The sequence below is a fragment of the Staphylococcus sp. 17KM0847 genome (assembly GCF_013463155.1).
Taxonomy (GTDB): domain Bacteria; phylum Bacillota; class Bacilli; order Staphylococcales; family Staphylococcaceae; genus Staphylococcus.
Window position 1 is genome coordinate 1679345 of the sequence record NZ_CP040781.1, and the last position, 24558, is coordinate 1703902.

The 24558-nt window shown below is 35.7% G+C and carries 26 protein-coding genes; 5 read left to right on the forward strand and 21 right to left on the reverse strand.

The window, feature by feature from the left end; genetic code table 11:
• Nucleotides 1-9 precede the first annotated feature (9 nt).
• The 5 genes from FGL66_RS08355 to FGL66_RS08375 form a co-directional block, all read right to left on the reverse strand.
• Nucleotides 10-1149, reverse strand: coding sequence for an amidohydrolase (locus FGL66_RS08355; RefSeq protein ID WP_180809357.1), 1140 nt, complete (start codon nucleotides 1147-1149; stop codon nucleotides 10-12).
• Nucleotides 1146-2309 (reverse strand): SulP family inorganic anion transporter, encoded by a 1164-nt coding sequence (locus tag FGL66_RS08360; RefSeq protein WP_180809358.1) that lies wholly within the window; start codon nucleotides 2307-2309, stop codon nucleotides 1146-1148. The genes FGL66_RS08355 and FGL66_RS08360 overlap by 4 nt, the downstream gene beginning before the upstream one ends.
• Nucleotides 2310-2493: 184 nt before the next feature.
• Entirely contained in the window at nucleotides 2494-3729 is a 1236-nt protein-coding gene (gene hutI, locus FGL66_RS08365; protein WP_180809359.1) for an imidazolonepropionase, read from the reverse strand.
• Nucleotides 3729-5396, reverse strand: coding sequence for a urocanate hydratase (gene hutU, locus FGL66_RS08370; protein WP_180809360.1), 1668 nt, complete (start codon nucleotides 5394-5396; stop codon nucleotides 3729-3731). Before hutU ends, hutI begins: the two co-directional genes overlap by 1 nt.
• Before the next feature lie 18 nt (nucleotides 5397-5414).
• Complete coding sequence (locus FGL66_RS08375) at nucleotides 5415-6737, reverse strand: YjiH family protein (RefSeq protein WP_180809361.1); 1323 nt, start codon at nucleotides 6735-6737, stop codon at nucleotides 5415-5417.
• Nucleotides 6738-7005: 268 nt separating this feature from the next.
• Between FGL66_RS08375 and FGL66_RS08380 the strand changes: the two genes are divergently transcribed.
• Nucleotides 7006-7878 (forward strand): LysR family transcriptional regulator, encoded by an 873-nt coding sequence (locus tag FGL66_RS08380; protein WP_180809362.1) that lies wholly within the window; start codon nucleotides 7006-7008, stop codon nucleotides 7876-7878.
• A gap of 56 nt (nucleotides 7879-7934) precedes the next feature.
• Here FGL66_RS08380 and hutG read toward each other — a convergent pair whose 3' ends face one another.
• A complete protein-coding gene (gene hutG, locus FGL66_RS08385; RefSeq protein ID WP_180809363.1) occupies nucleotides 7935-8867 on the reverse strand; it encodes a formimidoylglutamase in 933 nt (310 codons plus the stop codon).
• A 462-nt stretch (nucleotides 8868-9329) separates the two neighbouring features.
• Between hutG and sdpC the strand changes: the two genes are divergently transcribed.
• Nucleotides 9330-10280 (forward strand): peptidoglycan release complex CPBP-like subunit SdpC, encoded by a 951-nt coding sequence (gene sdpC / locus FGL66_RS08390; RefSeq protein WP_258007270.1) that lies wholly within the window; start codon nucleotides 9330-9332, stop codon nucleotides 10278-10280.
• Nucleotides 10281-10348: 68 nt separating this feature from the next.
• Here sdpC and rpiA read toward each other — a convergent pair whose 3' ends face one another.
• The 10 genes from rpiA to FGL66_RS08440 form a co-directional block, all read right to left on the reverse strand.
• A complete protein-coding gene (gene rpiA, locus FGL66_RS08395; protein WP_180809364.1) occupies nucleotides 10349-11032 on the reverse strand; it encodes a ribose 5-phosphate isomerase A in 684 nt (227 codons plus the stop codon).
• A 74-nt stretch (nucleotides 11033-11106) separates the two neighbouring features.
• Nucleotides 11107-11310: a helix-turn-helix transcriptional regulator gene (locus FGL66_RS08400; RefSeq protein ID WP_180809365.1), complete on the reverse strand. Its 204-nt coding sequence runs from the start codon at nucleotides 11308-11310 to the stop codon at nucleotides 11107-11109.
• A gap of 179 nt (nucleotides 11311-11489) precedes the next feature.
• Entirely contained in the window at nucleotides 11490-12497 is a 1008-nt protein-coding gene (locus FGL66_RS08405) for an aldose epimerase family protein (protein ID WP_180809366.1), read from the reverse strand.
• Between the two features lie 24 nt (nucleotides 12498-12521).
• Nucleotides 12522-12854: a YnfA family protein gene (locus FGL66_RS08410; RefSeq protein WP_180809367.1), complete on the reverse strand. Its 333-nt coding sequence runs from the start codon at nucleotides 12852-12854 to the stop codon at nucleotides 12522-12524.
• Nucleotides 12855-13044: 190 nt separating this feature from the next.
• Nucleotides 13045-14298, reverse strand: coding sequence for an ABC transporter permease (locus FGL66_RS08415; RefSeq protein WP_180809368.1), 1254 nt, complete (start codon nucleotides 14296-14298; stop codon nucleotides 13045-13047).
• Entirely contained in the window at nucleotides 14291-15190 is a 900-nt protein-coding gene (locus FGL66_RS08420; RefSeq protein ID WP_180809369.1) for an ABC transporter ATP-binding protein, read from the reverse strand. Before FGL66_RS08420 ends, FGL66_RS08415 begins: the two co-directional genes overlap by 8 nt.
• Nucleotides 15191-15292: 102 nt before the next feature.
• The gene (locus tag FGL66_RS08425; protein WP_180809370.1) at nucleotides 15293-15811 is read right to left on the reverse strand and encodes a hypothetical protein; all 519 of its coding nucleotides are present in this window, start codon (nucleotides 15809-15811) and stop codon (nucleotides 15293-15295) included.
• Nucleotide 15812: 1 nt separating this feature from the next.
• On the reverse strand, nucleotides 15813-16307 hold the full coding sequence (locus tag FGL66_RS08430; RefSeq protein ID WP_180809371.1) for a hypothetical protein: 495 nt from the start codon (nucleotides 16305-16307) through the stop codon (nucleotides 15813-15815).
• Nucleotides 16297-16500, reverse strand: coding sequence for a helix-turn-helix transcriptional regulator (locus FGL66_RS08435; RefSeq protein WP_180809372.1), 204 nt, complete (start codon nucleotides 16498-16500; stop codon nucleotides 16297-16299). Before FGL66_RS08435 ends, FGL66_RS08430 begins: the two co-directional genes overlap by 11 nt.
• 310 nt (nucleotides 16501-16810) lie before the next feature.
• Nucleotides 16811-17485 (reverse strand): DUF805 domain-containing protein, encoded by a 675-nt coding sequence (locus FGL66_RS08440; RefSeq protein ID WP_180809373.1) that lies wholly within the window; start codon nucleotides 17483-17485, stop codon nucleotides 16811-16813.
• A 133-nt stretch (nucleotides 17486-17618) separates the two neighbouring features.
• On the opposite strand from FGL66_RS08440, the gene FGL66_RS08445 reads away from it, so the two are divergent.
• Nucleotides 17619-18230 (forward strand): DNA-3-methyladenine glycosylase, encoded by a 612-nt coding sequence (locus FGL66_RS08445; protein ID WP_180809374.1) that lies wholly within the window; start codon nucleotides 17619-17621, stop codon nucleotides 18228-18230.
• Between the two features lie 71 nt (nucleotides 18231-18301).
• Here FGL66_RS08445 and FGL66_RS08450 read toward each other — a convergent pair whose 3' ends face one another.
• The 4 genes from FGL66_RS08450 to FGL66_RS08465 all read right to left on the reverse strand — a co-directional run bounded on the left by FGL66_RS08450 (nucleotide 18302) and on the right by FGL66_RS08465 (nucleotide 20867).
• A complete protein-coding gene (locus FGL66_RS08450) occupies nucleotides 18302-19126 on the reverse strand; it encodes a DUF4097 family beta strand repeat-containing protein (protein WP_180809375.1) in 825 nt (274 codons plus the stop codon).
• The gene (locus FGL66_RS08455) at nucleotides 19123-19683 is read right to left on the reverse strand and encodes an HAAS signaling domain-containing protein (protein ID WP_180809376.1); all 561 of its coding nucleotides are present in this window, start codon (nucleotides 19681-19683) and stop codon (nucleotides 19123-19125) included. The genes FGL66_RS08450 and FGL66_RS08455 overlap by 4 nt, the downstream gene beginning before the upstream one ends.
• Nucleotides 19680-20000: a PadR family transcriptional regulator gene (locus FGL66_RS08460; RefSeq protein WP_180809377.1), complete on the reverse strand. Its 321-nt coding sequence runs from the start codon at nucleotides 19998-20000 to the stop codon at nucleotides 19680-19682. Before FGL66_RS08460 ends, FGL66_RS08455 begins: the two co-directional genes overlap by 4 nt.
• A 120-nt stretch (nucleotides 20001-20120) precedes the next feature.
• On the reverse strand, nucleotides 20121-20867 hold the full coding sequence (locus FGL66_RS08465; protein WP_180809378.1) for a glycoside hydrolase family 2 protein: 747 nt from the start codon (nucleotides 20865-20867) through the stop codon (nucleotides 20121-20123).
• Between the two features lie 139 nt (nucleotides 20868-21006).
• Here FGL66_RS08465 and FGL66_RS08470 point away from each other — a divergent pair, with 139 nt between their 5' ends.
• Together FGL66_RS08470 and gltS are read left to right on the forward strand one after the other, a co-directional pair.
• Entirely contained in the window at nucleotides 21007-21861 is an 855-nt protein-coding gene (locus FGL66_RS08470; RefSeq protein ID WP_180809379.1) for an AraC family transcriptional regulator, read from the forward strand.
• Between the two features lie 103 nt (nucleotides 21862-21964).
• Nucleotides 21965-23176, forward strand: coding sequence for a sodium/glutamate symporter (gene gltS, locus FGL66_RS08475; RefSeq protein WP_180809380.1), 1212 nt, complete (start codon nucleotides 21965-21967; stop codon nucleotides 23174-23176).
• 65 nt (nucleotides 23177-23241) lie between these two features.
• On the opposite strand, the gene FGL66_RS08480 is transcribed toward gltS, so the two are convergent.
• Complete coding sequence (locus FGL66_RS08480) at nucleotides 23242-24447, reverse strand: GTP-binding protein (RefSeq protein ID WP_180809381.1); 1206 nt, start codon at nucleotides 24445-24447, stop codon at nucleotides 23242-23244.
• Nucleotides 24448-24558: the final 111 nt, after the last annotated feature.

Below are 24558 nucleotides of genomic sequence, written 5' to 3' on the forward strand. Positions count from 1 at the left end.
ATATACTCCTTAATTTTCTAAATTATAATGTACCAATAACTGCTCTACAAATTCTACAAAATAGTCTGGAACTTTGTCGAGTATTGCTTCATTCGGTTCATATTGAGGATGATGTAAAGGATAATGACTATCCGAACCGATCATTGCAAAATGAACGGGAGCAATTTGCTGGTAGCTCGCAAAGTCTTCACCAATCATTTGCGCTCTAGGTTGTAATGTCACATTATAACCCACTTGATCGGCAGCCTTTTGTGCTATGGTGTGCAATGTCGAATCATTGTCTACACCATCTGTTAAACGTTGATAATCCAATGTGATTTTTGCACCAAATTGAATAGCTAGTCCATCACATAGCTGTTGCATACGTTGTGCAATCGTCTCACGTACTTCTGATGACAACGTGCGTACTGTCCCCTCAATAAATCCACTATTGGGTATAACATTCCAAGTTTCACCACAATGAATTTGACCTATAGTAACAACGGCTTCATCGTATGGTGCAATACTCCGACTCGTAATCGTTTGTAAACTATTTATCAGCTGACCTATTGCAATATGTGGGTCAACCCCATCTTGTGGCATAGCAGCATGCGCACCCACACCGGTAATATTGATCTTAAAACGATCAACATTGGCTGTCATTGCTCCAACTTTAGCGCGCCATTCTCCGATTTTTAATGTTGGATCATTGTGAAAACCGATAATGGCTTTGACACCATCCAATGCTCCTGTTCGGACAACGGCGTCTGCGCCTTCACTCACTTCTTCGGCTGCTTGAAATATGAACCTCACACGTCCAGATAATTGTACTTCACGTTGTTTAAGTTGTATAGCTGTTCCTAATATCGCTGCCATATGAACATCATGACCACATGCGTGCATGATACCATGCCGCTGTGAAATGTAAGGAACTTCTGTTTGTTCTTCAATCGGTAGTGCATCTATATCTGTACGCACACCTATACAATGATGACCTTGTCCTACCTCCGCAATCAATCCTGTTTGAAACGGTATATTTAAAATGCGAATATCATGCTGTTCTAAAATGTCTCGTATACGTGCCGTTGTTTGTACTTCTTTATTTGAAAGTTCTGGTAGACGATGAAAGTCTCGTCGCCATTGCTTTAACTGCTCTAATAATGCTGTCATGACCTTCCAACTCCTTTAAACAAATAATAACATGCTGTACCCACTAAAACGCCTAATGCTAAATTTTTTGAGATAACAATAAGACAAAATGTTAACGCCATTAATGTAAAGTCAAAATAGCGTCGTTGTACAATCAATTGTTTTGTATTACGATCAAACGCATTCAATGCGACAACAATGAGTATCGTTGCCAATACGACCATTGGAATTTGACCGACAATCGGTTCTAATACAAAGACAAACAGCCCCATCATGACACCTGTTATGAGTGTAGATAAGCGTGTTGTTGCGCCGAGCTTATAATTGAGTTTGGATTGACCGACAAGTGCACTACCTGCTAAGCCTCCAAACATACCGATCAACAAATTAGATACCCCTTGTCCTCGTGACTCTTTATTTTTATCACTCTTTGTTCCTGTCACTTGATCCATCATTTGAGCAGTTAAACTGGTTTGAATCGTCGCAACAATAGCTAACATCGCACCCCAAAATGCAATTTGAAAAAATGATATCGTATCTCCTGATAAATCGGGTAACCTCCATACTGGTATTTTGACATGAATTTGTGCCAAATCATGTACATATTGCAGCTTTGCATGTGTTAAAAATGCAATCATTGATAGAATAACAATAGAAACAAGTGGTGCAGGTATACGTTTCGTTACTCTAGGTATAAGCCATATTATTAAAAAACTCAACACTGCATAACCATAAGTCCATATATTATGTCCCAAAATATGTTTGAGTTGCGATACAAATAAAAGATAACTCAAAGCATTCATAAACCCAATAACAACAGGCAGTGGAATCCATGTAATAGCCTTTGCAACATTACAATAACCTAAAAGAATTTGAAAGATGCCCATAACAATAATGGTTGCGGCTAATACTTCCATACTATATGCTGCCGTGATAAATACAACAACAAGCGACACGCCACTGCTTGGAGCCGATACCATCAGCGTCCTTGCACCAAAAAAGCTGATATATATCATCATCATAGACGTACTAATCATGCTTGTTGTTGGGCTAACACCTGCAATAAAACTAAAAGCAATTGCTCCCGGTAATAATGATAACGCCAAAAGCAAACCGATTATAAAATTTTGATAGTATGCACCAAGCCATGATTGTCGATAATGTAACCACCCATTTGCCACGTTCCATCCCCCCGAACTTATTACTTTTCATTGTATCAAACATGACAACTTCGTGTAATAATATCCGATATACAAAAAGCGCTATTATACCACTTATGATGATCTTTCTTGGAATATACTATGGTTTCTCATAAATAAATAGTGGCTGTCCTTTACGTTCAGACAACCACTATTTATTCGATGATTATTGTAATGTTAAATCATGTTTTACAATAATACGCCCTTCTTGCAATACTGTATCGACATGATTGATACCATAATGATATGGAATATATTCATGATTAGGTGCATTCCAAATAACAATATTGGCTTTATCCCCTTCATTGATTGTACCCGCATCAACATCAATAGCTTTAGCTGCATTAACAGTCACTGCATTCCATACTTCATTTGGAGAAAGCTTTAATTTTAATGCTGCAATTGCCATAACCATTTGTAAGTTGTTTGTGACACAACTACCTGGATTAAAGTCTGTTGCAATTGCAATCGCACCATCATGCTCTAGCATCCCCCGTGCATCTGCGTAATCATCTTTACCAAGATAAAATGTTGTACCCGGTAACAGCACGGCTACTGTATCAGAATGCTTTAATTTTGTTTTATCTTTATCGCTTGCAGCCACTAAGTGATCAGCAGAGATTGCCTCTTCATCAATAGCTAAACCTAAGCCCCCTAAAGGGTCAATTTCATCAGCGTGGATTTTTACACGAAATCCTTGTGCTTTCGCCGCTTGCATGTAACGGCGAGATTCTTCTATTGAAAATACACCCGTCTCACAAAAAATATCTGCAAAATCTGCAAGCCCTTTGACTTCTGGTAATAAATCAATCATCTCTTGTAAAAACATTTCGTTAGATACCGCTTCTTTAGGTACGGCATGTGGTCCAAGAAATGTATGACGCATCTCAATGCCATATTTATCTTGCAGTCGACGTGATACACGCAACTGCTTGAATTCATTCTCTTTATCTAAACCGTAGCCACTCTTACTTTCTACTGCAAGTACGCCGTGGTGCATCATGATCAATAAATCACGTTCTGCCTTTTTAAACAATGCTTCTTCTGTTGCTTCTCGTGTTGCTGTAACTGTTGATAAAATCCCACCACCACGTTCTAAAATCTCTAAATAAGATAGCCCTTGTCGTTTCAATGTCATCTCATGTTCACGCGAACCTCCATGTACAAGATGTGTATGTGCATCAACAAGTGCTGGTGACACCACTTTACCTGTTGCATCTATCTTTTCGAGAGCTTCATAATGTTCTGTATACTCGCCAGCATAGACAATTTTACCGTCTTTCACAACAACTGTTCCATTTTTGATGATATTGAGTTCATCAAGTTCTGCACCTTTTAATGGACGTTTTGTTGACTTTGGAAGTATTAATTGCTTAATATTTTGGATGATTAAATCATTCATTATTTATCCTCACCTTTGCCTGTAATCATTGGTATATCTACACCTTTTTGTTTTGCTGTATCAATAGCAATATCATAACCAGCATCTGCGTGTCTCACTACACCCATACCCGGATCTGTCGTTAATACACGTTTCAAGCGTCGTTCAGCACGTTCTGATCCATCAGCAACGACAACCATACCTGCATGGAGTGAATAACCCATACCTACACCACCACCATGATGTACGGAAATCCACGAACCTCCTGCTGCTGTATTAACAAGCGCATTTAAAATGGCCCAATCACCTACTGCGTCTGATCCATCTCTCATCGCCTCTGTTTCTCGATTTGGCGAAGCGACAGAACCAGAATCTAAGTGATCACGTCCGATAACTATTGGTGCAGAAATCTCACCCTTGCGTACAAGATCGTTCAATGCAACCCCCATCTTTGCACGGTCTCCATAACCTAACCAAGCAATACGAGAAGGCAAACCTTGAAATGCGATCTTTTCACTCGCCATATCTAACCAGCGCATTAACTTTTCATCTTCTGGGAAAAGTTCACGCATTAATGCATCAGCGCGTTCAATATCTTTAGGATCTCCTGACAATGCTGCAAATCGGAATGGTCCTTTTCCTTCACAGAATAATGGGCGAATATATGCAGGTACAAATCCCGGGAAATCAAAGGCATTTTCTAATCCTTCATCAAACGCTACTTGACGAATATTGTTACCATAGTCAAAGGCGATCGCACCTTGTTGTTGGAATGATAACATGGCTTCAACATGTTTTTTCATAGATTGTTTAGCAAGTGTTATATAGCGTTCAGAATCTGATTCACGTAACTGTGTTGCTTCTTCCAATGTGTAACCTTCAGGGACATAACCATTTAATGGATCGTGTGCTGAGGTTTGGTCCGTAATAATATCAATTTTAAAGCCACGTTTTAAGATTTCATGATGAACCTCTGAAGCATTACCTACTAAACCGATCGCAAGTGCCTCACCATTATTTTTAGCTTGTTCTGCTTTTTCCAATGCTTCGTCTAACGAATATGTGATAATATCACAATAACGTGTCTCAATACGTTTTTCGATACGTGATGGATCGACATCTACACCAATAACTACACCTTCATTCATTGTTACAGCAAGTGGTTGGGCACCACCCATACCTCCAAGTCCTGCTGTTAATGTAATCGTCCCCTTTAATGAACCATTAAAGTGTTGATTGGCTAACTCTGCAAATGTTTCATATGTCCCTTGTACAATACCTTGAGAACCGATATAAATCCAGCTTCCTGCAGTCATCTGACCATACATCATCAACCCTTTTTTATCGAGTTCATGAAAATGTTCCCAGTTCGCCCATTTGGGTACTAACACCGAGTTCGATAAAAGCACACGTGGTGCCTCTTCATGAGTTTTGAACACAGCAACCGGTTTACCAGACTGTACCAGCATTGTTTCATCTTTTTCTAAACGGCGTAGTGTATCAACAATCGCATCAAACGACTCCCAATTTCTTGCTGCTTTACCAATACCACCATATACAACAAGTTGATCTGGATGTTCTGCAACTTCAGGATCCAAATTGTTATATAACATACGCAATACAGCTTCTTGCTCCCAACCTTTACACTCAATATCTAAACCTTTTTTCGCTTTAATCTTTCTTGACATCTTGCATCTCTCCTTTGTTTAAAAAATGAATAAACTTATTGGAATTGTAATTAATAACGTTAACGCCACTCGAATAAACCAAATCACCACGAGTTTCCAAATAGGAATTTTAATTTCAGTCGCTAAAATACACGGAACTAAAGCTGAAAAGAAAATAATTGCCGATACACTTGTAATCGCTACAACAAACTTTACTTGTATCGCTGCTTTAGCTGCGAGTAGTGACGGTAAAAACATCTCGATAATAGAAATTGCTGAGGCCTTTGCCAATAGTGCTTTATCTGCTATTGGAAACAGATAAATAATCGGGTAAAAAATATAGCTTAACCAATCGATAACTGGCGTATAATGCACAAGTAATAGGCCAAAAAAACCAATAGATAGAATGGATGGTAAAATGGCTAGCGTCATCTCTATCCCATCTTTAACATTGACCCAAATATTTTTTACGAGTGGTAAAGATTGATGAGATTGCTTTTTAGCCTCTTCCCATGCTGCCATCACACGACTCCCTGCTACTTCAACTTCTTGTTCTCCTTGTTGACCGTCATAATATTCTGTCGATTCATTTGAAATAGGTGGTAAATGTGCTGAAATAGCTGTCACAACAAATGTAATCATTAGACATAGCCAAAAATATAAGTTCCAGTGTTCCATTAAATCTAATGTTCTTGCCACAATAACCATAAATGTAGCAGATACCGTTGAAAACCCTGTTGCAATAATGACCGCTTCTTTTTTATTATACATACCGTCTTTATACACTCTATTCGTAATAAGAAGTCCTAACGAGTAACTTCCTACAAATGACGCAACGGCATCGATAGCAGACTTACCCGGTGTTTTAAAAACTGGTCGCATAATAGGCTGCATTAAAACACCAATAAATTCCAATAATCCATAGCCAACTAATAATGATAATGCCACAGCACCAATCGGAATCAAAACACTCAGTGGCATCATGAGCTTGTCGAATAAAAATGGACCGTAATCCGCATTAAATAAAATAGCGGGACCTATTCGAAATACATACATCACACCGATAACTGCACCTAACACTTTGAAAACAACAAGAATAGCATCAGTTATTGATTTCTTATAATCTTGTCTTATTAAAGGTATAATCGCACCAATGATAATCATTAATAGTGCGAGATAAGGCATTGCTCCACCCATCAATGCTCTGAATGCCAAATGGGCATGATCGACTAATATTGTATGGTTCTCATGGATTGTCAAAGGAATAAAGAAACATATTACACCAATAAAGCTATATACCCAGAACTGCCACATATCCTTCCCTTTAATACCTTTTTGCTTATGCGATTGCTCTGACTTCATAACATCACCCCTTTGTTTAATGTCATTGTTCTATACATATGATGCTGAAGTATTAGCTACTGTGATATAAAACACTCAAGCGGAGAGATAGCGCTTTTAATCACTGTAAAAGCTGGATTGACTGACGCCTTCTCATTTATATACCCTCTCTTTTGTTGTGACTTTACACATCTCTTCCGATACATTTATTGTAGTATGTTATTATATTAATAACTAATATAAATAAACTAATTATTCATAGATCAAAACTATAAATGAGGTGTGTTTGATGAAAGTTTTACAATTAGAGTATTTTATAGCCGTCGTCAACTACAATAGTTTTACTAAAGCTGCACAGGCTTTACATATCAGTCAACCTTCACTTACTGCTACCATTAAAAAGATGGAAAACGACTTAGGCTACGCACTTTTAAAACGTAGTACAAAAGAAATTTCAATTACAGAAAAAGGAATTCAATTTTATAATCACGCTGTTACACTCGTCCAACACTACCACCAAACATTAGAGCAAATGTATGACCTAAAGTTAAGTCAAACTCCTAAGATTAAAATGGCAATTATTGAGTCCACAGCATATTGGGTCTCTACTATTATTAAACAACATAATCGCCAATATCCCGATCAACACTATCAAATCACTGAAATTTTAAATCCAGAAGTCTTAGCACAAAAGCTTATCAATTTTGATTTGCATATTGGCTTATCTAATGATGAAATAAAACATGAAGATGTTATCTCTATCCCACTCTATGAAGAAGAATACATGCTTCTCACTCCCAAAGATACTTTTCCGAATGCATCATCAATATCTATAAAAAACTTGCCTCTGATTTTACCTAACAAGCCCTATCAAGTTCGTAAACATATTGATGACTACTTCACTCACTTTGAGGAACGCCCTAATATTATTATGGAGGTTGACCGTTTTGAAGCTGCAACTAACTTTGTACATCAAGGAATGGGATATGCCGTGATACCACGTGTTTACTATCAGTCACATCAAACCAGTCATCTGAATGCTATTAAAATCACACCTACCATTAAGCGTACAATTTATATTAATTATGCAAAGAAACGGCAATACAGCGAACAAGTACATCATCTCGTCACATCCTGTCAAAAGTATTGGTCAATGACATAGTCAAAAAGCTTTTGCTTCCTTTGGCTCTAGGAAGCAAAAGCTTTTGTTCAATACTATCAATCATGAATTAAATACGTGAGCATATGTGCAATCAACTTTGCAGTCCGTTGATCAATATCATATGTTGGATTCATCTCTGCAATACTCAACGATGTCACTTTGTCATATTGCATAATTCGTTTGGCTAAACTTAATACAATAGACGGTGTTAAACCCAAAACAGCAGCAGCACTCACTCCCGGTGCATAAGCACTATCAATCACATCCATACAAATTGTAAACAAGATGACATCATGTGTATGAATAAACTGCTCAATCTTATTTTTAATGCGTGGATCGACATAACCTTGCAACTCTTCGACCAACACATATTCTGTCTGACTTTGTTCTGCATAATCAAACAAGCTCTGTGTATTACCTGCACGTTGAATACCTAAAACAAAATAATCGAGTTGCTCATCTTGCTCTAGCATTTGACGAAAACTTGTACCCGATGTAGAACGAGGTGCATCACGATTATCAAAGTGTGCATCAATATTAATCACACCAATAGACTGATCTGGATACGCTTCACGTACACCTAAATATTGAGCATATGCCATATCATGTCCCCCACCCAATAAAATTGTTCGTTGATGCTTATTCAATAATTGTGTAACATATTTCCCAAATAATTGTTGCGTTTCGTATAATTCTCCCTCCTCATGCGTTACATTGCCATAATCTTTAATAACTGTATCTGTCATCGCAGGTAGTCCCGCAAAAGCTCGACGAATGGCATCTGGTCCTTCTTTTGCACCAACACGTCCTTTGTTTAATAATACGCCTTCATCTATCGCATAACCTAAAAGTGCAACGTCTGCTGATTGACTTTCTATTTTATTTGTCATATCTCCAAAAGTTATGGTTTGAAAATGACGAAACGCTGCACGCTCAACCTCACTATCTAGTCGCCCCGTCCATAAAGATGGCTCTGGCTTATGATACATGACATAATCCCCCTTTAATTCAACTGTTTTATGTATAGTATAAGCATCTTCAATCTAACTTTTCAAATCTTGTTATCACCCTATATTGTTCATACAGATTTCTTTTTTTATGTATCAACATGAATACCATTTCATTACAATTAGATGATAATTATTCCTAAACAATTTATTTATTGTAATGTTATGGTTATAATGTACCATAGTTATTTGTATTATATTACGAATTGTTTATAGCGTTTGCATTATATTTAATAGCGCTTTACATTTTAATATGATATCGCACAACAAAATTTTAACAGCATCACTTATTATGCTAAAAACATAAATGCTCTAAAAGCACAAGTCAGATATACTCAATCAATGAATAGACTTCTCATAAATAAGTCAGCTGTCATCTATTGCTTATATCAGTTTCAAATGAGCATTTATGTCCAGTCCCTATCTTTAAACGGAGGATTAATTATGAATCATTCTCGTATATCCGGATTTCAATGGGCAATGTCTATTTTTTTATTTTTTGTACTTTCTTATGTTGCGCCATTAATTTTACAAGACTTCCAAAAAGCATCTGGTCTCAAAAACTTTGTCTTTACCCTAAATAGCTTGGGACCTTTTTTGGCGGCTATAATATGTTTAATTATTTTCAAGAATAAGCGTGAACAACTATCAGGATTTAAACTTACGATTAACTTCAAAGTAATTGAACGTTTATTATTAGCACTTTTCATTCCTTTGGTTATTTTTATTAGTAGTATGTATATGTTCAACACATATGCAGATAGCTTTATTCTACTCCAAGCCAATGACTTATCTGAAACAATATGGACCATTTTAATCGGTCATCTTTTGATGGCATTTTGTATTGAATTTGGCTTTCGTTCATATTTATTTAATATTGTTGAAAAGAAATTACCTCACTTTTTTACTAATATTGTTGTCAGTTTTTTATATTTGATTTGGGATGTTAACACTGCATTTGGAATGCCTTACACAATGTATAGCGCCATTTATGTCTTTGCATTTTCTATGATTGCAGGTGAACTGATTCGTGGAACAGGTGGACGTTCTATTTATATCGTTACTATTTTTCATGCTGCGATGACCTTTGCTAAAGTCTTTTTCTTTAGCGAGGAGCTGGGTGATGTCTTCTCAATGAAAGTACTTGCATATTCGACAGCAGGTATCGCTATTATTGTTGTCACAATCGGTGTACTGTCTAGCATTATTCACTTTATTCGTCGTAAAATTGCTGCGTCCAAAATACAAAAAACGGAAGCAACACATGCAGAAACTTCAACAACTACCGACAAAAACGAAGAGAAAACAACGTCATCTGAGGACTTATCATCCGAACAACCTATCACTTCGAGTAACAATGAATCCCATGATAAGTCAACACACCACAATCCATAATATCTACCACAAAAGGGACGTTCTAAGACATAATTTGTCTAAGAAACGTCCCTTTTTACCATTTATCATTAACGTACCATTACTTTTACACCCTCTTGTGTACCCACAATGGCTTCTGTTGCCAGATTTAAAAAATAACCTGTTTCCAATACACCTGTTAAATGAATCAAAAACTCATGCAGTGCATACGGATCGGTTTGACTTATAAGATGTACATCTAAAATATAATTGCCATTGTCTGTTATAAGGGGTTGACCTTGTACTGCACGACGCGTCACCGTGCCGTCAATGTGTGTTTCAATACGCTTTAATACTTGATACCAATTAAAACAATCCACCTCCACTGGTAATTTGAACGTTTGTCCTAAGTAGTCAACAAGTTTTGTTTCGTCTGCCAATACAATAAAGCGTTCTGCCATTTCATCAATAACTTTTTCACGAAATAACGCAGCCCCCCCACCTTTAATCAAATTCAGTTGTGGATCAATCTCATCAGCACCATCAATTGCAATATCAATATGTTCAACTTCATTCACAGAGACAATTGGAATATTGAGCTTTTTGGCCTGTATCTCTGTACGCTCTGATGTACATACCCCTATAAGTTGGTAACCTTTATCGTTTACTAACTTTGCAATTTCTGGTACCAATAATTCAATTGTACTCCCTGTTCCAATTCCAACGACCATACCATCTTCAATACGCTTTACCGCTTCATCTAATGTCATTATTTTTAATTGCTTCGTATCCATGTCGTACTCCTTTTACGCTTATTTTAGCCTTTCTTTATTTCATACAATAAAATGGACGTCACTCCGTCAACATATTAAAAATCATCTGGCTCAAAAATAAATACATTTTCGACAGGTTCATTAAAAATACGCGCAATTTTCACTGCTGTTAAAATAGATGGCATAAATGAGTTACGCTCAATTAATGATACAGTCTGGCGCGAAATACCTGCTCTTTGTGCAAGTTGCGTTTGATTATAACCATCCCTTGCTCTTAATTCTTTCAGTCGATTGCGCAATACTATCGCCTCTTTTCCAATACTCCTCTTAATACAAAATTATACAATATTGTCACTTCTTTTGGGGAAAAATCAAATACAAGCTCAACTTTTAAAAGCATTTACTTTCCCAATATTAACTCAACTCCAAACACAATAATCAAATAGATATTTATTTTCAACTTCTATAAAGTATCGCATTATTTTATTTTAAGTTGATATGATGTCTTAGCATAAAAGGGGGTATCGGATTTTAAAATAGATGGTGCTTGTTCATGCATGATATTAATATCATTCGGCATATTTTGTGTCTCAATCGTCACACCTGAATGTGCGTGATATACATTTCTATGACTATTCCAAGATTCCGGCTGATTAAGTGTGTACATAATAAAATAAGGTCTATCTGTTGTGACATACAAATCATATATGCCGTTAGACAGCGTAAAACTACAACCTTCTACTTCAAACGGGTGATCCAAACCGCCTACTTTATTAATTTGTTCAGCAATGCATCTATCTGTTGAAGTCAAAAGCATATTTAAAGCAATATGATGTGTTTCAAATCGTTTAGATAAGTCTATCGGCGCTAATACTGGCATGCCTTTATCATCCAGCGGAAACATTTTTAAAGCATTACTTATTATCACATGATTATCTATCACTTTATTATCTTCATTCAGATTGAAATATACATGATTGGTTGGATTAAATAGTGTGTCTTCGGACGTTGTCGCAAAATATTCTATATCCCACGTTTGAGAATGATCATAAGTATATACAACTTTAATCGTCACATCGCCCGGGAAATGATCATCGTCACTTAACAATGTATCCGTAAAAATCACTTTGACTTCATCACTACTTTCAATGACATCATAAAGAAAAATACGTTGCCACAATCCATGACGCCCCCCATGTAAATGATGTGGTGCATCATTTTGTTCCAATTGATACACTTGATTATTTAACTGAAAGCGCCCCTCAGCAATACGTCCAGCATAACGTCCAACAACTGCTCCGAAATAAAAAGGATGCTCTGGATAAAATATATCTGCCTCTTCTTCGTTACCTAATACAATGTTGTTATCATGGATTGTCCAGCTCACAATGCTTGCACCATAATTACTAAATACAATCTCACTGTTCGATGCCTTTATTCTAATTAATTCTATGCCATTTGATTGTTTTTCAATGCTAACATCCATCTATCATACACTCCTTTATATCTCTTAGCTCCTAGCTGGTAGAACCATCACTAACACACCAACAACACAGATGATTGCACCAATGATATCAAACTTATCAGGTGGTTCTTTGTCAATCCAATATGCCCACATCAAACTTAACACAATAAACACACCACCATATGCAGCATAAACACGTCCAAAAGTAGGAAATACTTGTAAAGTTGCAACTATACCATACAAAATAAGTGCTACACCTCCGATTAAACCAAACCACATCGGCTTATCTGCGCGTAGCCATAACCATATGAGATAACCTCCTCCAATTTCACAAAGACCTGCCAATATAAAAATTGTTGAAGCGTATATCCAACTCATACTCTCACCTCGCACTACTTTCCCTTTATTATATCAGCTTCTTAGCCATTTAGGGATTAAGGGGTGACAGAAATCTCAATCACTAAAAAACAACCTCAAATCACGAAAATCTATGTCAAAGATAAAAAAGACCCCAAACTCTATCAATAGACATCATTTGGGGTCTTCTCAACCTTGGATATTTATTATATTAAGACTTTTTCAAAGCACGTTTTAAGGATTTAATCGTTCCTTTTTCAAAAGTTAGCACTGAATTTTTATATGTTTTCGCCGCGATAAAAACTAACACGCCAATAAGTACAATATGAATCGCAATTCCAATAATACCTTCGATCATCGGTGTTTCAACGAGTGATAAGCGTGATAAAGTCACAAACGGCGAGAAAAATGGGACATAACTTAATATACGCACTAATATATTATCAGGATTTAGCGCGCCAAAGTAACCTGCATAAAAAGCACCAATCAAAATTAACGTCATTGGCATAAGCGATTGTGCCATGTCTTCAATGCGTACAGTAAGATTACCTAATATTGCTGCTAAGATAACATATGAAATGACACTTAATATGATAAAACACACACTGAAAACTAAAAGTCGTGTCAGATGAGGTGTAAGCTCAAAATCAATAGCGGTCAATTTAGCTGATAAATCAAAGGCATAAAAACACCCTACAACGGTTACAGCAAAAATAAGCAACTGTGTAAATGCTACTGATAATATTGCTAAAATCTTTGATAAAATGTGTGCCATAGGACGAATACTCGTAATAATCATTTCAGATACACGTGATGTTTTTTCTGTTGCTAATTCCATTGCAATTTGGTTAGCATAATTCATGACGATAAAGAAAATTACGAAATTCCCAACCATAACAATGACTCGACTGATACCTTCTTCAGATTCTGAATCTGGCTCTGCTGTTTTAGTTCCTTTTTTATCACTTAGAATTTTATCTTGAACTTTACTCTTCGCTTCTAATTGTTGCAAATCGTTCTCCGATAAATTTAAATCTTGTGCAATAAGCGTCTTCTGAATTTGAGATAGCGTCGATTGTAATGTTAATTTATCCGTTTCTGAAACACTTTGGGTATCGATGATCGTTCCTTCTAATTGATGTCCTTTCGTTTCAGTGACTGCAATAATATAATCGATATCACCTTTCTTTAAAGCTTTTGTTGCTTTTTCTTCCGTAAGATGTTGGTATGTTGTATCTTGATGAAGCGGTTCATTTTGTGCTTTAACAGCTTCATACAAACTATTATTTTGTGTCACAATCGCTACTTGATCATCACTATTACCATCATCAAAGAAATCGATAATTTTATCAATATTTGCTGCACCTACAATAACAAGCATCGCAATAAGTGTAGAAATAATAAACGACTTGGCTTTAATCTTCTTCAAATAAGTTAAACGAAATGTTGCCCAAAACTTATGCACGTTGCTCACCTACCTTTTGAATAAAGATTTCATTAATCGTTGGCTCTAAAATTTGAAAACGACGTACAAAACCACGATGTTGAATGACTTCAAATAAAACATTGGCTACACTTTCATCTTCAATTGTAAAAAATATTGTGCTATCTTTTTCTTCTATTTTAATAACACCTTCTACCTCTGCAAGATCTGAAATATCATAGTCTGCTTCTATTGCTACACGTTTATAACCGATATCTTCTTTCACCTGTGCAATAGATCCTTGAACGACCATTTTCCCTTGGTTTAAGATACAAATATCATCACACAGCTCTTCGATATGCTCCATACGATGTGAACTAAAAATGATTGTCGTTCCTTTAGCATTCAGCTCTTTAACAGCTGACTTTAATAGCTCAACATTCACAGGATCCAAACCACTAAATGGTTCATCTAAAATCAACAATTCTGGCTCATGTAAAATACTGGCTAACAACTGTATTTTCTGTTGATTCCCCTTAGAAAGTGACTCAATCTTTTTGTCTTTGTTCTCAGTAATCTCAAAACGTTCTAACCAATATGTAATAGCGGTTTGAATGGTTTTAGAAGATAACCCTTTTAGAGTAGCAAGGTACGTTAGCTCCTCTGTCACGGTGAGTTTAGGGTGTAAACCGCGTTCTTCTGGTAAATAGCCAATCGCATTATACATTTGAGCATTGATGGGTTTACCATTGTATGTTATTTCACCTGTTGTGGGTTCTGTTAAACCTAATATCATGCGAAAACTTGTGGTTTTGCCTGCCCCATTTCGTCCTAAAAATCCAAGCATTTTGCCTTTTTCAAGCGTCAAGTTAATATTATCGACTGCTGTAAAATTCTGGAATTTTTTTGTGACATGTTCTATCTTTAACGTCATCTAACCCCTCCATTTATTTTGTTATTTTAATTATATAACATACCTTCCTTTTTGACAAATATATTTGTCAAAAAGGAAGGTGTTTTTGTCATTCATATTCTTTTATTCCTCATCATATGTACGCTTAACTTTATACTTGGAATAAAAATAAAGCATAATACCTGTTAAGATACTTGTACCCAAAGCAATCAATCCATTTCGAATAAAATCTGTCATAGAAAATGAAGTATCAAGGATAAAAATAGGTAAAATAACCATATTTAATATCATCATAACGCTCATCATCATAATACCAAATAAGATCGATGAACGTTTCAATTTCCTCAACGTCTTTCGATATGTTTGTTCATCATCAATTTCTAATACATTGGCATATTGCTGTTTTAATTTGACTTCAATCATCATAGCAAGCGTCAGAAAAAGAAGAAGCCCAAGACCTTCAACAACAGGTAACTGCTCAAAATAGAATTTTATCCAAAAACTAACATTCAGCAACAAAATAAGCCCCCAAAACAACCATGAAAAATTTTGGGCTAATACACGATGTGAGTGTTGTTTCTCAAACTCATCTTTTATCGCTTCTCCATTAAAGGTATCCAACACATACTGTTTCAATGACATATTAATCCCCCTTCCTAACTTGAACATTGTCTCTTAATTGAATGATATATAAAATACTAGGCACTATGATGATCAACAAACTCCATGTTTGTGTATGCCAATATGGATATTTTCCTACCATTAACGGCGCTAATACATTTATAGTAAGCAACAAATAAATGATAATCCCTATATTTATTGAAAAATATTTTTTTACCAAATATTTACGAAGATGTCGTGCTTCTTTATGACTGTCTACTAAAATCTTTTTGTCAGAATAATCTCGTGAATACACAACATGACGACACCCTAAAATAAAAAGTAATATGGGAATACCTATTGAAAACGCGGACAGTTGTCCAGATTCAATATCAATCATCCAGGATAATGGGATAAGTAGAAATAAACCAATGACTCCAAGAAGATAAACATATGCGAGTGTTTCATCTATTCTTTGCCTTTGATATTCGTCAGGTGAGTCTACACCGATCCATCGTTTATAAAAGTTACGATTCATGCTCATCATCCTCCCAAAATAAATCATTTAATGTTACATCTAGTGATTTAGCAATGTGAATACATAGTTTCAGACTAGGGTTATACTTATCATTTTCAATCATATTAATCGTTTGGCGTGCAACACCGACACTTCTCGCCAATGCTAACTGCGATACACCTTTTGCAACACGATAGACTTTCACTTTATTCATATGAATGTTACCTCCTACAATACAAACCCAACCTTCATCTTTTTCAGACTTAGAGATGGAAGCGAGACAGCGTAAAACTGACCTAAACAACATTAGGTGTTTGAAGTGAAAATCCGTTTTAAAAACTTCTTTTGCTTCGAGCCGTCCTTGCCTGAGTGGAGCTACAAAACCTTTTACAATAATGTGCTTATGTTCTATTCTCAGATCCTCTTGATGTCTATTATATGTGACACATTTGTGTTATGTCAAATATAATAGACATTAAAAAGCAGAAACCTTATGGTGTTAAGGTTTCTGCTTTTTACGCAATTTAATATCGATATGGATCGTCTTGATCTTTATGTTGTGTATTCGTTTCTAAAGTTCTAAGGTGTTCTTCTGGCTTTTCAGAGTCGTGTTGTTTTGTACGATAGTGATCATTATGTCCTTCATATTGCGCTGTGACATACTTCGGTGATGGACCGTATTGATTGGTTTCTTGTTTACTATCCAACAATGTAATGACAAATAAAACAATCTGTAAAATAACGGACACCGCCATTATTACAGTTAGAATCCAAAACAACCACGCAGAGTCAGGCTGTGTCATAGTAGAAACGGAAAAATTTTCTTCATAAAATAATAATTCGCTTGGTACAATAGCACTTATAACACTATAAGCAATAGATATGATAAAAGATAGTATAGGCAGAAGCATCGTCAACCCTCTATCATGACAGCGGCGCACTTCTAATGCTAAGTTAGGAATAATTGTAGCCAAGCTATATAAGAATATTACAATAAATAAAATACCACTTATAAAAATACCGATAGGGGGGACAAACATCAATGCGATCGCTAAAAAAATAATGGATACACTAATAATTGTATGCCATAACATAACCCACCAATATTCACTACGACGACTACGCCCTTTGAAATTAACATAATTTAGCCAAAATAGCTTAAATGCTTCGACAAATTTCACTTTAGGTGTTTGATTCATATAAGATACCCCTTTCATTAAACTTTCTTAATATAAAGTTTAACATACTGTATCATGGGAACAACCCAAAACTTTGAAATCCAAATATTTTAAGATACACTGAATATAACTCATGAATATCTAGGAGGCTGTTATGGATTTTATCAACCATTCGACGATTGAGACTGCCCAAGCATTATTGGGCGTTAAAATTATCTATGAAACACCTAATCAAATATATTCTGGTTATATTGTTGAAACAGAAGCCTATCTTGGAACGATCGATCAAGCAGCGCATAGTTATAACGGAAAGCACACACCCCGTGTCAATTCTTTGTATTGTAAAGGCGGAACCATTTACGGTCACATGATGCACCGCTATTTATTAATTAATTTTGTTACACAACGTGAAGGTATACCTGAAGGCGTACTTATTCGTGCAATTGAACCAGATGATGGACTCGATTTAATGATTCGTAATAGAGGCAAAGGTGGCTATGAAGTGACAAATGGACCGGGTAAATGGACGAGTGCGATAGGTATTTCACGATCAATTGATGGTACACGGCTAAATGAAGGACCATTGAAAATTGATACACAACACCGTAAATACCCACGCGAAATTATTGCCAGTGCTAGAATTGGTATTCCTAACAAAGGAGAATGGACACATAAGCCATTACGCTTTACAGTAAAAGGCAATCCCTTTGTATCACATATGCGCCAAAGAGACTGCCTACACCCTAATAAAACATGGCGATCATAACGACGCCATGTTTTATTTTTATGATATTGATATAAAACTTGATAAACAGATCAAGATGCTCAAAGCTTTTATCATTTATCCATTAATGTTACTGTACCATATTGGTTCGTAATATGGATTTCAATGTTTGAAGACTTGTTTTGCTGTAATGCTTTATAATTTGTTAAATCTTCTATATCGATCTCTCCACTATCATTATTAGTAGTAATATATGCTTTCTTGAGCGGCGCTGCAAACATGACATCTGTACTACCAAATTGATTATTCAAAGTCATAGGAATATCTGCCGGTACATCTTCCAAAGAAAGCTCGCCTTTATTGACTGATGTTTTCACTTGTTTCAATGTTGTATCACTCACATCCAGAGAACCCCATCGAACATGACCATCGAACGTTTCAATGTCGCTTTCTTCTACTTCAAAGCCTGCTTGTTCAATATCTAAAATGACTTTTTCAGCTGAAATACCTCGAACTTCTCCAGTCGCTTGCTTGCCATTAATTTTCAACTGATTCAACTGTGATTGAGGTACTGTCAATGTATAAGAGGCTGTTGAACGATTAAGGTAAAACGGATTGATATTAATTTCAGTTTTAGACTTTTTACTTCCTTTCAGTTGAAGTGCTAATCGATCTCCTTTGGTTGTCGCTTTTACATTTTGAGCTTTTGAATCTGATTGCCCTTCTAGTTTAAGCTTATCACCCGAAACAATATCTAAATTTGCACGTTTTAAGGAAATATCAATATTTTTGATTTGAGTGTCATCAAATGTCTGTTCAATAGGTTGTTGTGTTGACTCATATTGATTATCTATCACAGAATAATAAAAAGCCCCTATCATACCAAGTATCCCTAAAACAAGTCCAACTATAAAAATAATAAGATTGGTCTTTTTCATGCGCGAGCACTCCTTTTCACAAGTTTAATATTTAACTTCAAGTACTTCACAAAACCAATACAGCTCCATTTGACCAGATAAAACGTCACAACATATAACATCATACCTATACCAAAATAACCTAATGCTGCTAGCCAATCTGGTAATAACAGTTGTACATCATTGTTCAAAAAATAAGAACCTAGCGCTATAAATGGGGAGATGAGCAAAATGCCTGTCGCTACAATCAATCCAAAAAGTAGTCCCAGCAATAACATCAATGGACCTAATACAAGTACCAAATTCACAAAACTTAGACCAATCACTGCTAAAACTGCTAAGAATACATTTTGTGCACTATGGTTTTCTGAAGCTTGATTGACTGCTGATTCAGCAACAATATCTTTAGCAATTATTTTAGGATCTCCAAGCATTTCAATCATTTCCGTTTCACTTTTTCCATCTTTTGCCCCTTCAATAAAATGATTATCATATTCAGCAACAATTTCTTGTTTCTCTTGTTCAGGTATATTTTTTAAATGCTCATATAGTATATTCAAGTAGTCTTTTTTCGTCATGATATATCACTCTCCTCAATAAATAAAGTTACGATCTTGGAAAAATCTTTCCACTCTGCCAATAATTTTTGAAGATGCTGTAAACCTACATCTGTGATCTGATAATATTTACGTGCTGGTCCTTCAGTAGAAGGCTGATAATATGTTGATAGACAGCACTCTTTAACTAATCTCCTCAAAATAGGATATACTGTTCCTTCAGCAATAGACATATGCCTAGAAATATTTTGAACTAAGGAGTAACCATATTGCGGTTCACGTTTAATGATGAGTAACACAATCATTTCTAGTGCCCCTTTTTTAAATTGAACATTCATCTCTTCACCCCAATATATCGTTCAGTATTATATAATGCACAGTAGCTATTTCACTTATAATATAGCACACTACTACTGTGCATTACAAGGTACTATGTTATATTTATCTTACATAATGTATCAATAGCACATAAGTACATGGACTAATGTTTCATCTTGGGTATCCATGAAAAGATATAAGTATTGTTCTTCCCGTACTTCTATATCCACAAAAGGAATCGCAATATCGTTCACGTGATCTATATCTAATGCCCCTTCTATGAGCGTTTTTCCTTTTTCATCTTTTAAAACATACGTTGGTATCGGGGAACCTGCTATATCAGTAATATCTACTTGTATCACATAACATTTTAAAAATCCATCACGTTTTATTTTAAGGTTATAATCGACAAGACAATCATTCGCACGTTCCACAATATAAACACTATCCAATTGTTCTAAAATCGTAAAATAACGCTGATCTATAATATCTTTATTATATATTTTTACGGCTATTTCATTTTCTTCTTTATGTATATAGTGTGTTATATCGTACGCCAATAATTGCTCTCTATATTCAACCTTTTGTTCGTTAATATACAATTCAAATGGTACATACAGCTCAACCATATTAAGAAAATAATCTTTAGAATAATCATAATCATCAACTTTAAAATTCCTTTGATATAATAGCCATTTTGCGCATGGCATATCTTGTTGATTTTCAATATGTTGTTGTATCGTCCATTTTCCATATAACGATGTTAGTGCGTGAATTTGTTGATGGTGAATCATCTGAAAATAAGCCTTATGACTACTGAAAGGAATAGGGATACGCTGATAATCAACTAAAAATTTATAGGGGGATTTTATTTTTTTGTATATCATGAAACTTTCTCCTATATTACTTTTAAACTATTTTAATACCTTAAAAATTTAGCACATATAAAATAAAAGACATATTCATTTATCATCACAAAATATGCTAAAATGTTTCCATATCAAAATAATTTAGGATGGTATTTGCGTGCAACTATTGTGGAAAAAGTTTAAGAGAAATCAGCTAGAAGCAAACATTGATGAATGTGGCATCGAGATTGGAGCACCTAATACAGGCTACCACTATAAAGTGACAAAGTGTGCTGTATTACATATCGTAATGTCTGGAAAAGGGACATTCGTCTACGATGGGCAAACTCATCATTTAAAGCAAGGTGACTTGTTTTTATTACAGCGTGGTATGACAGTCCATTATTACGCTTCATCAGATACGCCATGGATTTATTATTGGGTCGGTTTCAGTGGTAAAGTTGCCCTCGAATACTTAAATCGCACACGACTTGTCGACACAGCTGTTGTTCAAAAGTGTGATACAACATCTATCGCAAAAATTATCGAACGAATGTGCGAAACGGCAAAAAACTATTCGGTTAAACACTCTGATGATATACGACATATGCAGGATCTATATCAACTTCTACACACGCTTTATCGCACATTCCCTAAAAAATTTGAGTCACAACCTAAAGAAATGTATACAAATGTACTTGAAGCAATACGCTATATCAATCGTAATTACATGCATCCCATTACAATTGCACAAGTTGCACAACATGTAAATGTGAGTCGGAGCTATTTATATAAGTTGTTCAAACAAAACATCGACCAATCTCCTAAAAACTATTTGATACAGCTTCGTATGTTTCAAGCAGCAAAACTCTTACGAGAAACATCTCTACAAAGCCAAGAGATCGCAGACAAAGTAGGTTACAAAGATCCACTTATGTTTTCTAAAGCATTCAAAACTTTTTTTGGTATGAATCCAACCGCTTATCGTCAAAAACATCTAAAACAAACAACTTATTTTGATATATTACATTAATAATTATTATTTTTACTATGGCTTTTTAATATAATAAAAAGTATAATTATTAAGTATGGGATTGTAAGCCCTTTCTCAATTAACAACTAAGGGGGAATATACAATGATAGAACTTAATAGTATTACTACATTGTTTCTCGCATGTCTATTGTTAATCATTGGACAAGCAATCGTAAATAAAGTTGAAATTTTTAATCGTTTGAGTATTCCATCACCCGTTATTGGTGGACTCATATTTGCAGTGATTTCAGCTATTTTATCAACAACAGGTGTTGTAACCATTAAGTTGGATGGAGAATTTTTCCAAAACTTCTTTATGCTTGCTTTCTTTACAACAATTGGTCTTGGTGCCTCATTTAAGCTCTTAAAGTTAGGTGGTAAAGTCCTTATTGTTTATTGGATTCTTTGTGGCGTATTGGCTACTTTTCAAAACGTCATTGGTGTCTCTATGGCCAAGGTCTTACACATTGACCCACTACTCGGTTTAACTGCGGGTGCTATGTCAATGGAAGGCGGTCACGGAAATGCAGCTGCATATGGTCAAACTATCGAATCACTTGGGGTTCATTCTGCTGTTACCGCTGCTCTTGCCGCCGCTACACTCGGTCTTGTTGCAGGTGGTTTATTAGGTGGACCTGTTGTACGTTACTTGATTAAAAAGCACAATCTTGCACCGAAAGATATTAATGTAACTCAAAAAGACTACTCAGAAATCGATATCAACAAGCGCTTACATAAAAACTTTTCAGTGAATGAAGTATTCTTTATCCAAGTTGCTGTTATTTTATTTTGTATGGGACTTGGCACATATTTAGGTGAACGTTTCAGTGAGTGGACAGGTCAAAATATTCCGCTGTACGTGGCTTCTATGTTTATCGCAGTAATTATTCGTAATATTTCAGAAGTTGCAAACTTAAATTTAATCGATTTAAAACTGACAAATCAAATTGGCGATATTTCATTAAGTATTTTCTTATCTATTGCTTTAATGAGTATTCAATTAACTGAAATTTATAACCTTGCATTGCCACTAGTTGTTATCGTACTCTGTCAAATCATTTTTGTCGCACTCTTCTCTATTTTTATAGTGTTCCGTTTACTTGGCAAAGACTACGATGCAGCCGTTATGATTGGTGGCTTTATCGGTCACGGTTTAGGTGCTACACCAAATGCTATGGCAAACTTAGACACTATTACGAAAAAGTTTGGTAACTCACCTCGCGCTTATTTAGTTGTACCTATTGTGGGTGCCTTTTTAGTCGACTTACTCGGCGTACCAATTATCACAACATTTATTAATGTTTTTAAACCTTAATAATACATATGGGAGAGTCATCTTTTAAATGATTAAGATGCCTCTCCCATCTTCTTATATATATCTTAATTTTGTCGTTCGATTTGCCACTGATATGGATCCTCAAACTGTGACCAATCCGCATCTATTTCTTGTGTGTTTAATAAACAAGCATCAAGTTCTTGCGCAATACTGTCTCTATCTAAATCTATACCGATAATAACAAGCTGTGTTTGACGGTCTCCATACTCTGGATCCCAATCTGCACGAACATCCTCACGTTCTTGTAAAATAGCACCGCGTTCAGCTTTTGGCATCGCAGCAACCCAATACGTGACAGGATGAATATCAACAACACTACCCGCCTGCGACACAAGACATGCTACTTCATTATATTGCGCTAACCATGCAATACCTTTTGCACGCACAATATTAGTAGACATCCCTTCTAACCACGCGTGAAAGCGTTCTGCATGAAAAGGAAGCCGTCTCTTATAGACAAATGACGAAATACCATATTCCTCTGTTTCTGGTGTGTGTGTCTCATGACCACCTGCTTCTAATTCCTTTAGCCACCCTGCAGACTGACTCGCCTGCTCAAAATCAAACAATCCTGTGTCAAGTACTTCTTCTAATGCCACTTCACTTTTTACTGTTCGAATAAGTTTAGCAGAAGGTTGTAACTTTCTTAATATCGCTTCTAACTGATTAGCCTCTTCATCTGTAACTAAATCCACCTTATTTAAAATGAGGACATCACAAAACTCAATTTGATCTACTAACAAGTCAGAGATCGTACGTTCATCATCTGCCCCAACAGCTTGATCTCTATCTAATAATAGATCTCCTGAACGATAATCTTGCATAAAACGATGTGCATCTACAACCGTGACCATCGTATCAAGGCGACAAATTTTTGTTAAATCTATGCCAAGTTCATCATCTACATATGAGAACGTTTGAGCAACTGGAACAGGTTCAGATATACCTGTTGATTCAATCACAATTTGGTCTATGCCTCCTCGCTCAACAATGGCTTCAACTTCTCGTAATAAATCTTCACGTAAAGTACAACAAATACAACCATTTGAAAGTTCAACAAGTTTTTCATCTGTACGCGATAACCCACCCCCGTCTGCTATGAGATCTTTATCAATATTCACTTCACTCATATCATTCACAATCACAGCAATACGTCGGTTTTCTCTATTATTCAAAATATGATTGAGTAATGTTGTCTTTCCAGAACCTAGATAGCCACTTAATACTGTGACAGGTATTTTTGTATTCATAATATACCTCCTACTACAAATCGTAATAATTACGTTTTAAAGTATATAATAAATATGTTCTTTATCGCAAGACCTGTTGAAAAATGTTCGCTATAACTTCTTATTTTTGAG

What these genes read in the sequence shown, in the direction of transcription:
- FGL66_RS08355 (WP_180809357.1), bottom strand. Translation starts at nt 1,149, where the DNA reads ATGACAGCATTATTAGAGCAGTTAAAGCAATGGCGACGAGACTTTCAT.
- hutI (WP_180809359.1), bottom strand. Translation starts at nt 3,729, where the DNA reads ATGAATGATTTAATCATCCAAAATATTAAGCAATTAATACTTCCAAAG.
- hutU (WP_180809360.1), bottom strand. Translation starts at nt 5,396, where the DNA reads ATGTCAAGAAAGATTAAAGCGAAAAAAGGTTTAGATATTGAGTGTAAA.
- FGL66_RS08375 (WP_180809361.1), bottom strand. Translation starts at nt 6,737, where the DNA reads ATGAAGTCAGAGCAATCGCATAAGCAAAAAGGTATTAAAGGGAAGGAT.
- FGL66_RS08380 (WP_180809362.1), top strand. Translation starts at nt 7,006, where the DNA reads ATGAAAGTTTTACAATTAGAGTATTTTATAGCCGTCGTCAACTACAAT.
- hutG (WP_180809363.1), bottom strand. Translation starts at nt 8,867, where the DNA reads ATGTATCATAAGCCAGAGCCATCTTTATGGACGGGGCGACTAGATAGT.
- sdpC (WP_258007270.1), top strand. Translation starts at nt 9,330, where the DNA reads ATGAATCATTCTCGTATATCCGGATTTCAATGGGCAATGTCTATTTTT.
- rpiA (WP_180809364.1), bottom strand. Translation starts at nt 11,032, where the DNA reads ATGGATACGAAGCAATTAAAAATAATGACATTAGATGAAGCGGTAAAG.
- FGL66_RS08405 (WP_180809366.1), bottom strand. Translation starts at nt 12,497, where the DNA reads ATGGATGTTAGCATTGAAAAACAATCAAATGGCATAGAATTAATTAGA.
- FGL66_RS08410 (WP_180809367.1), bottom strand. Translation starts at nt 12,854, where the DNA reads ATGAGTTGGATATACGCTTCAACAATTTTTATATTGGCAGGTCTTTGT.
- FGL66_RS08420 (WP_180809369.1), bottom strand. Translation starts at nt 15,190, where the DNA reads ATGACGTTAAAGATAGAACATGTCACAAAAAAATTCCAGAATTTTACA.
- FGL66_RS08425 (WP_180809370.1), bottom strand. Translation starts at nt 15,811, where the DNA reads ATGTCATTGAAACAGTATGTGTTGGATACCTTTAATGGAGAAGCGATA.
- FGL66_RS08430 (WP_180809371.1), bottom strand. Translation starts at nt 16,307, where the DNA reads ATGAATCGTAACTTTTATAAACGATGGATCGGTGTAGACTCACCTGAC.
- FGL66_RS08435 (WP_180809372.1), bottom strand. Translation starts at nt 16,500, where the DNA reads ATGAATAAAGTGAAAGTCTATCGTGTTGCAAAAGGTGTATCGCAGTTA.
- FGL66_RS08440 (WP_180809373.1), bottom strand. Translation starts at nt 17,485, where the DNA reads ATGAATCAAACACCTAAAGTGAAATTTGTCGAAGCATTTAAGCTATTT.
- FGL66_RS08445 (WP_180809374.1), top strand. Translation starts at nt 17,619, where the DNA reads ATGGATTTTATCAACCATTCGACGATTGAGACTGCCCAAGCATTATTG.
- FGL66_RS08450 (WP_180809375.1), bottom strand. Translation starts at nt 19,126, where the DNA reads ATGAAAAAGACCAATCTTATTATTTTTATAGTTGGACTTGTTTTAGGG.
- FGL66_RS08455 (WP_180809376.1), bottom strand. Translation starts at nt 19,683, where the DNA reads ATGACGAAAAAAGACTACTTGAATATACTATATGAGCATTTAAAAAAT.
- FGL66_RS08460 (WP_180809377.1), bottom strand. Translation starts at nt 20,000, where the DNA reads ATGAATGTTCAATTTAAAAAAGGGGCACTAGAAATGATTGTGTTACTC.
- FGL66_RS08465 (WP_180809378.1), bottom strand. Translation starts at nt 20,867, where the DNA reads ATGATATACAAAAAAATAAAATCCCCCTATAAATTTTTAGTTGATTAT.
- gltS (WP_180809380.1), top strand. Translation starts at nt 21,965, where the DNA reads ATGATAGAACTTAATAGTATTACTACATTGTTTCTCGCATGTCTATTG.
- FGL66_RS08480 (WP_180809381.1), bottom strand. Translation starts at nt 24,447, where the DNA reads ATGAATACAAAAATACCTGTCACAGTATTAAGTGGCTATCTAGGTTCT.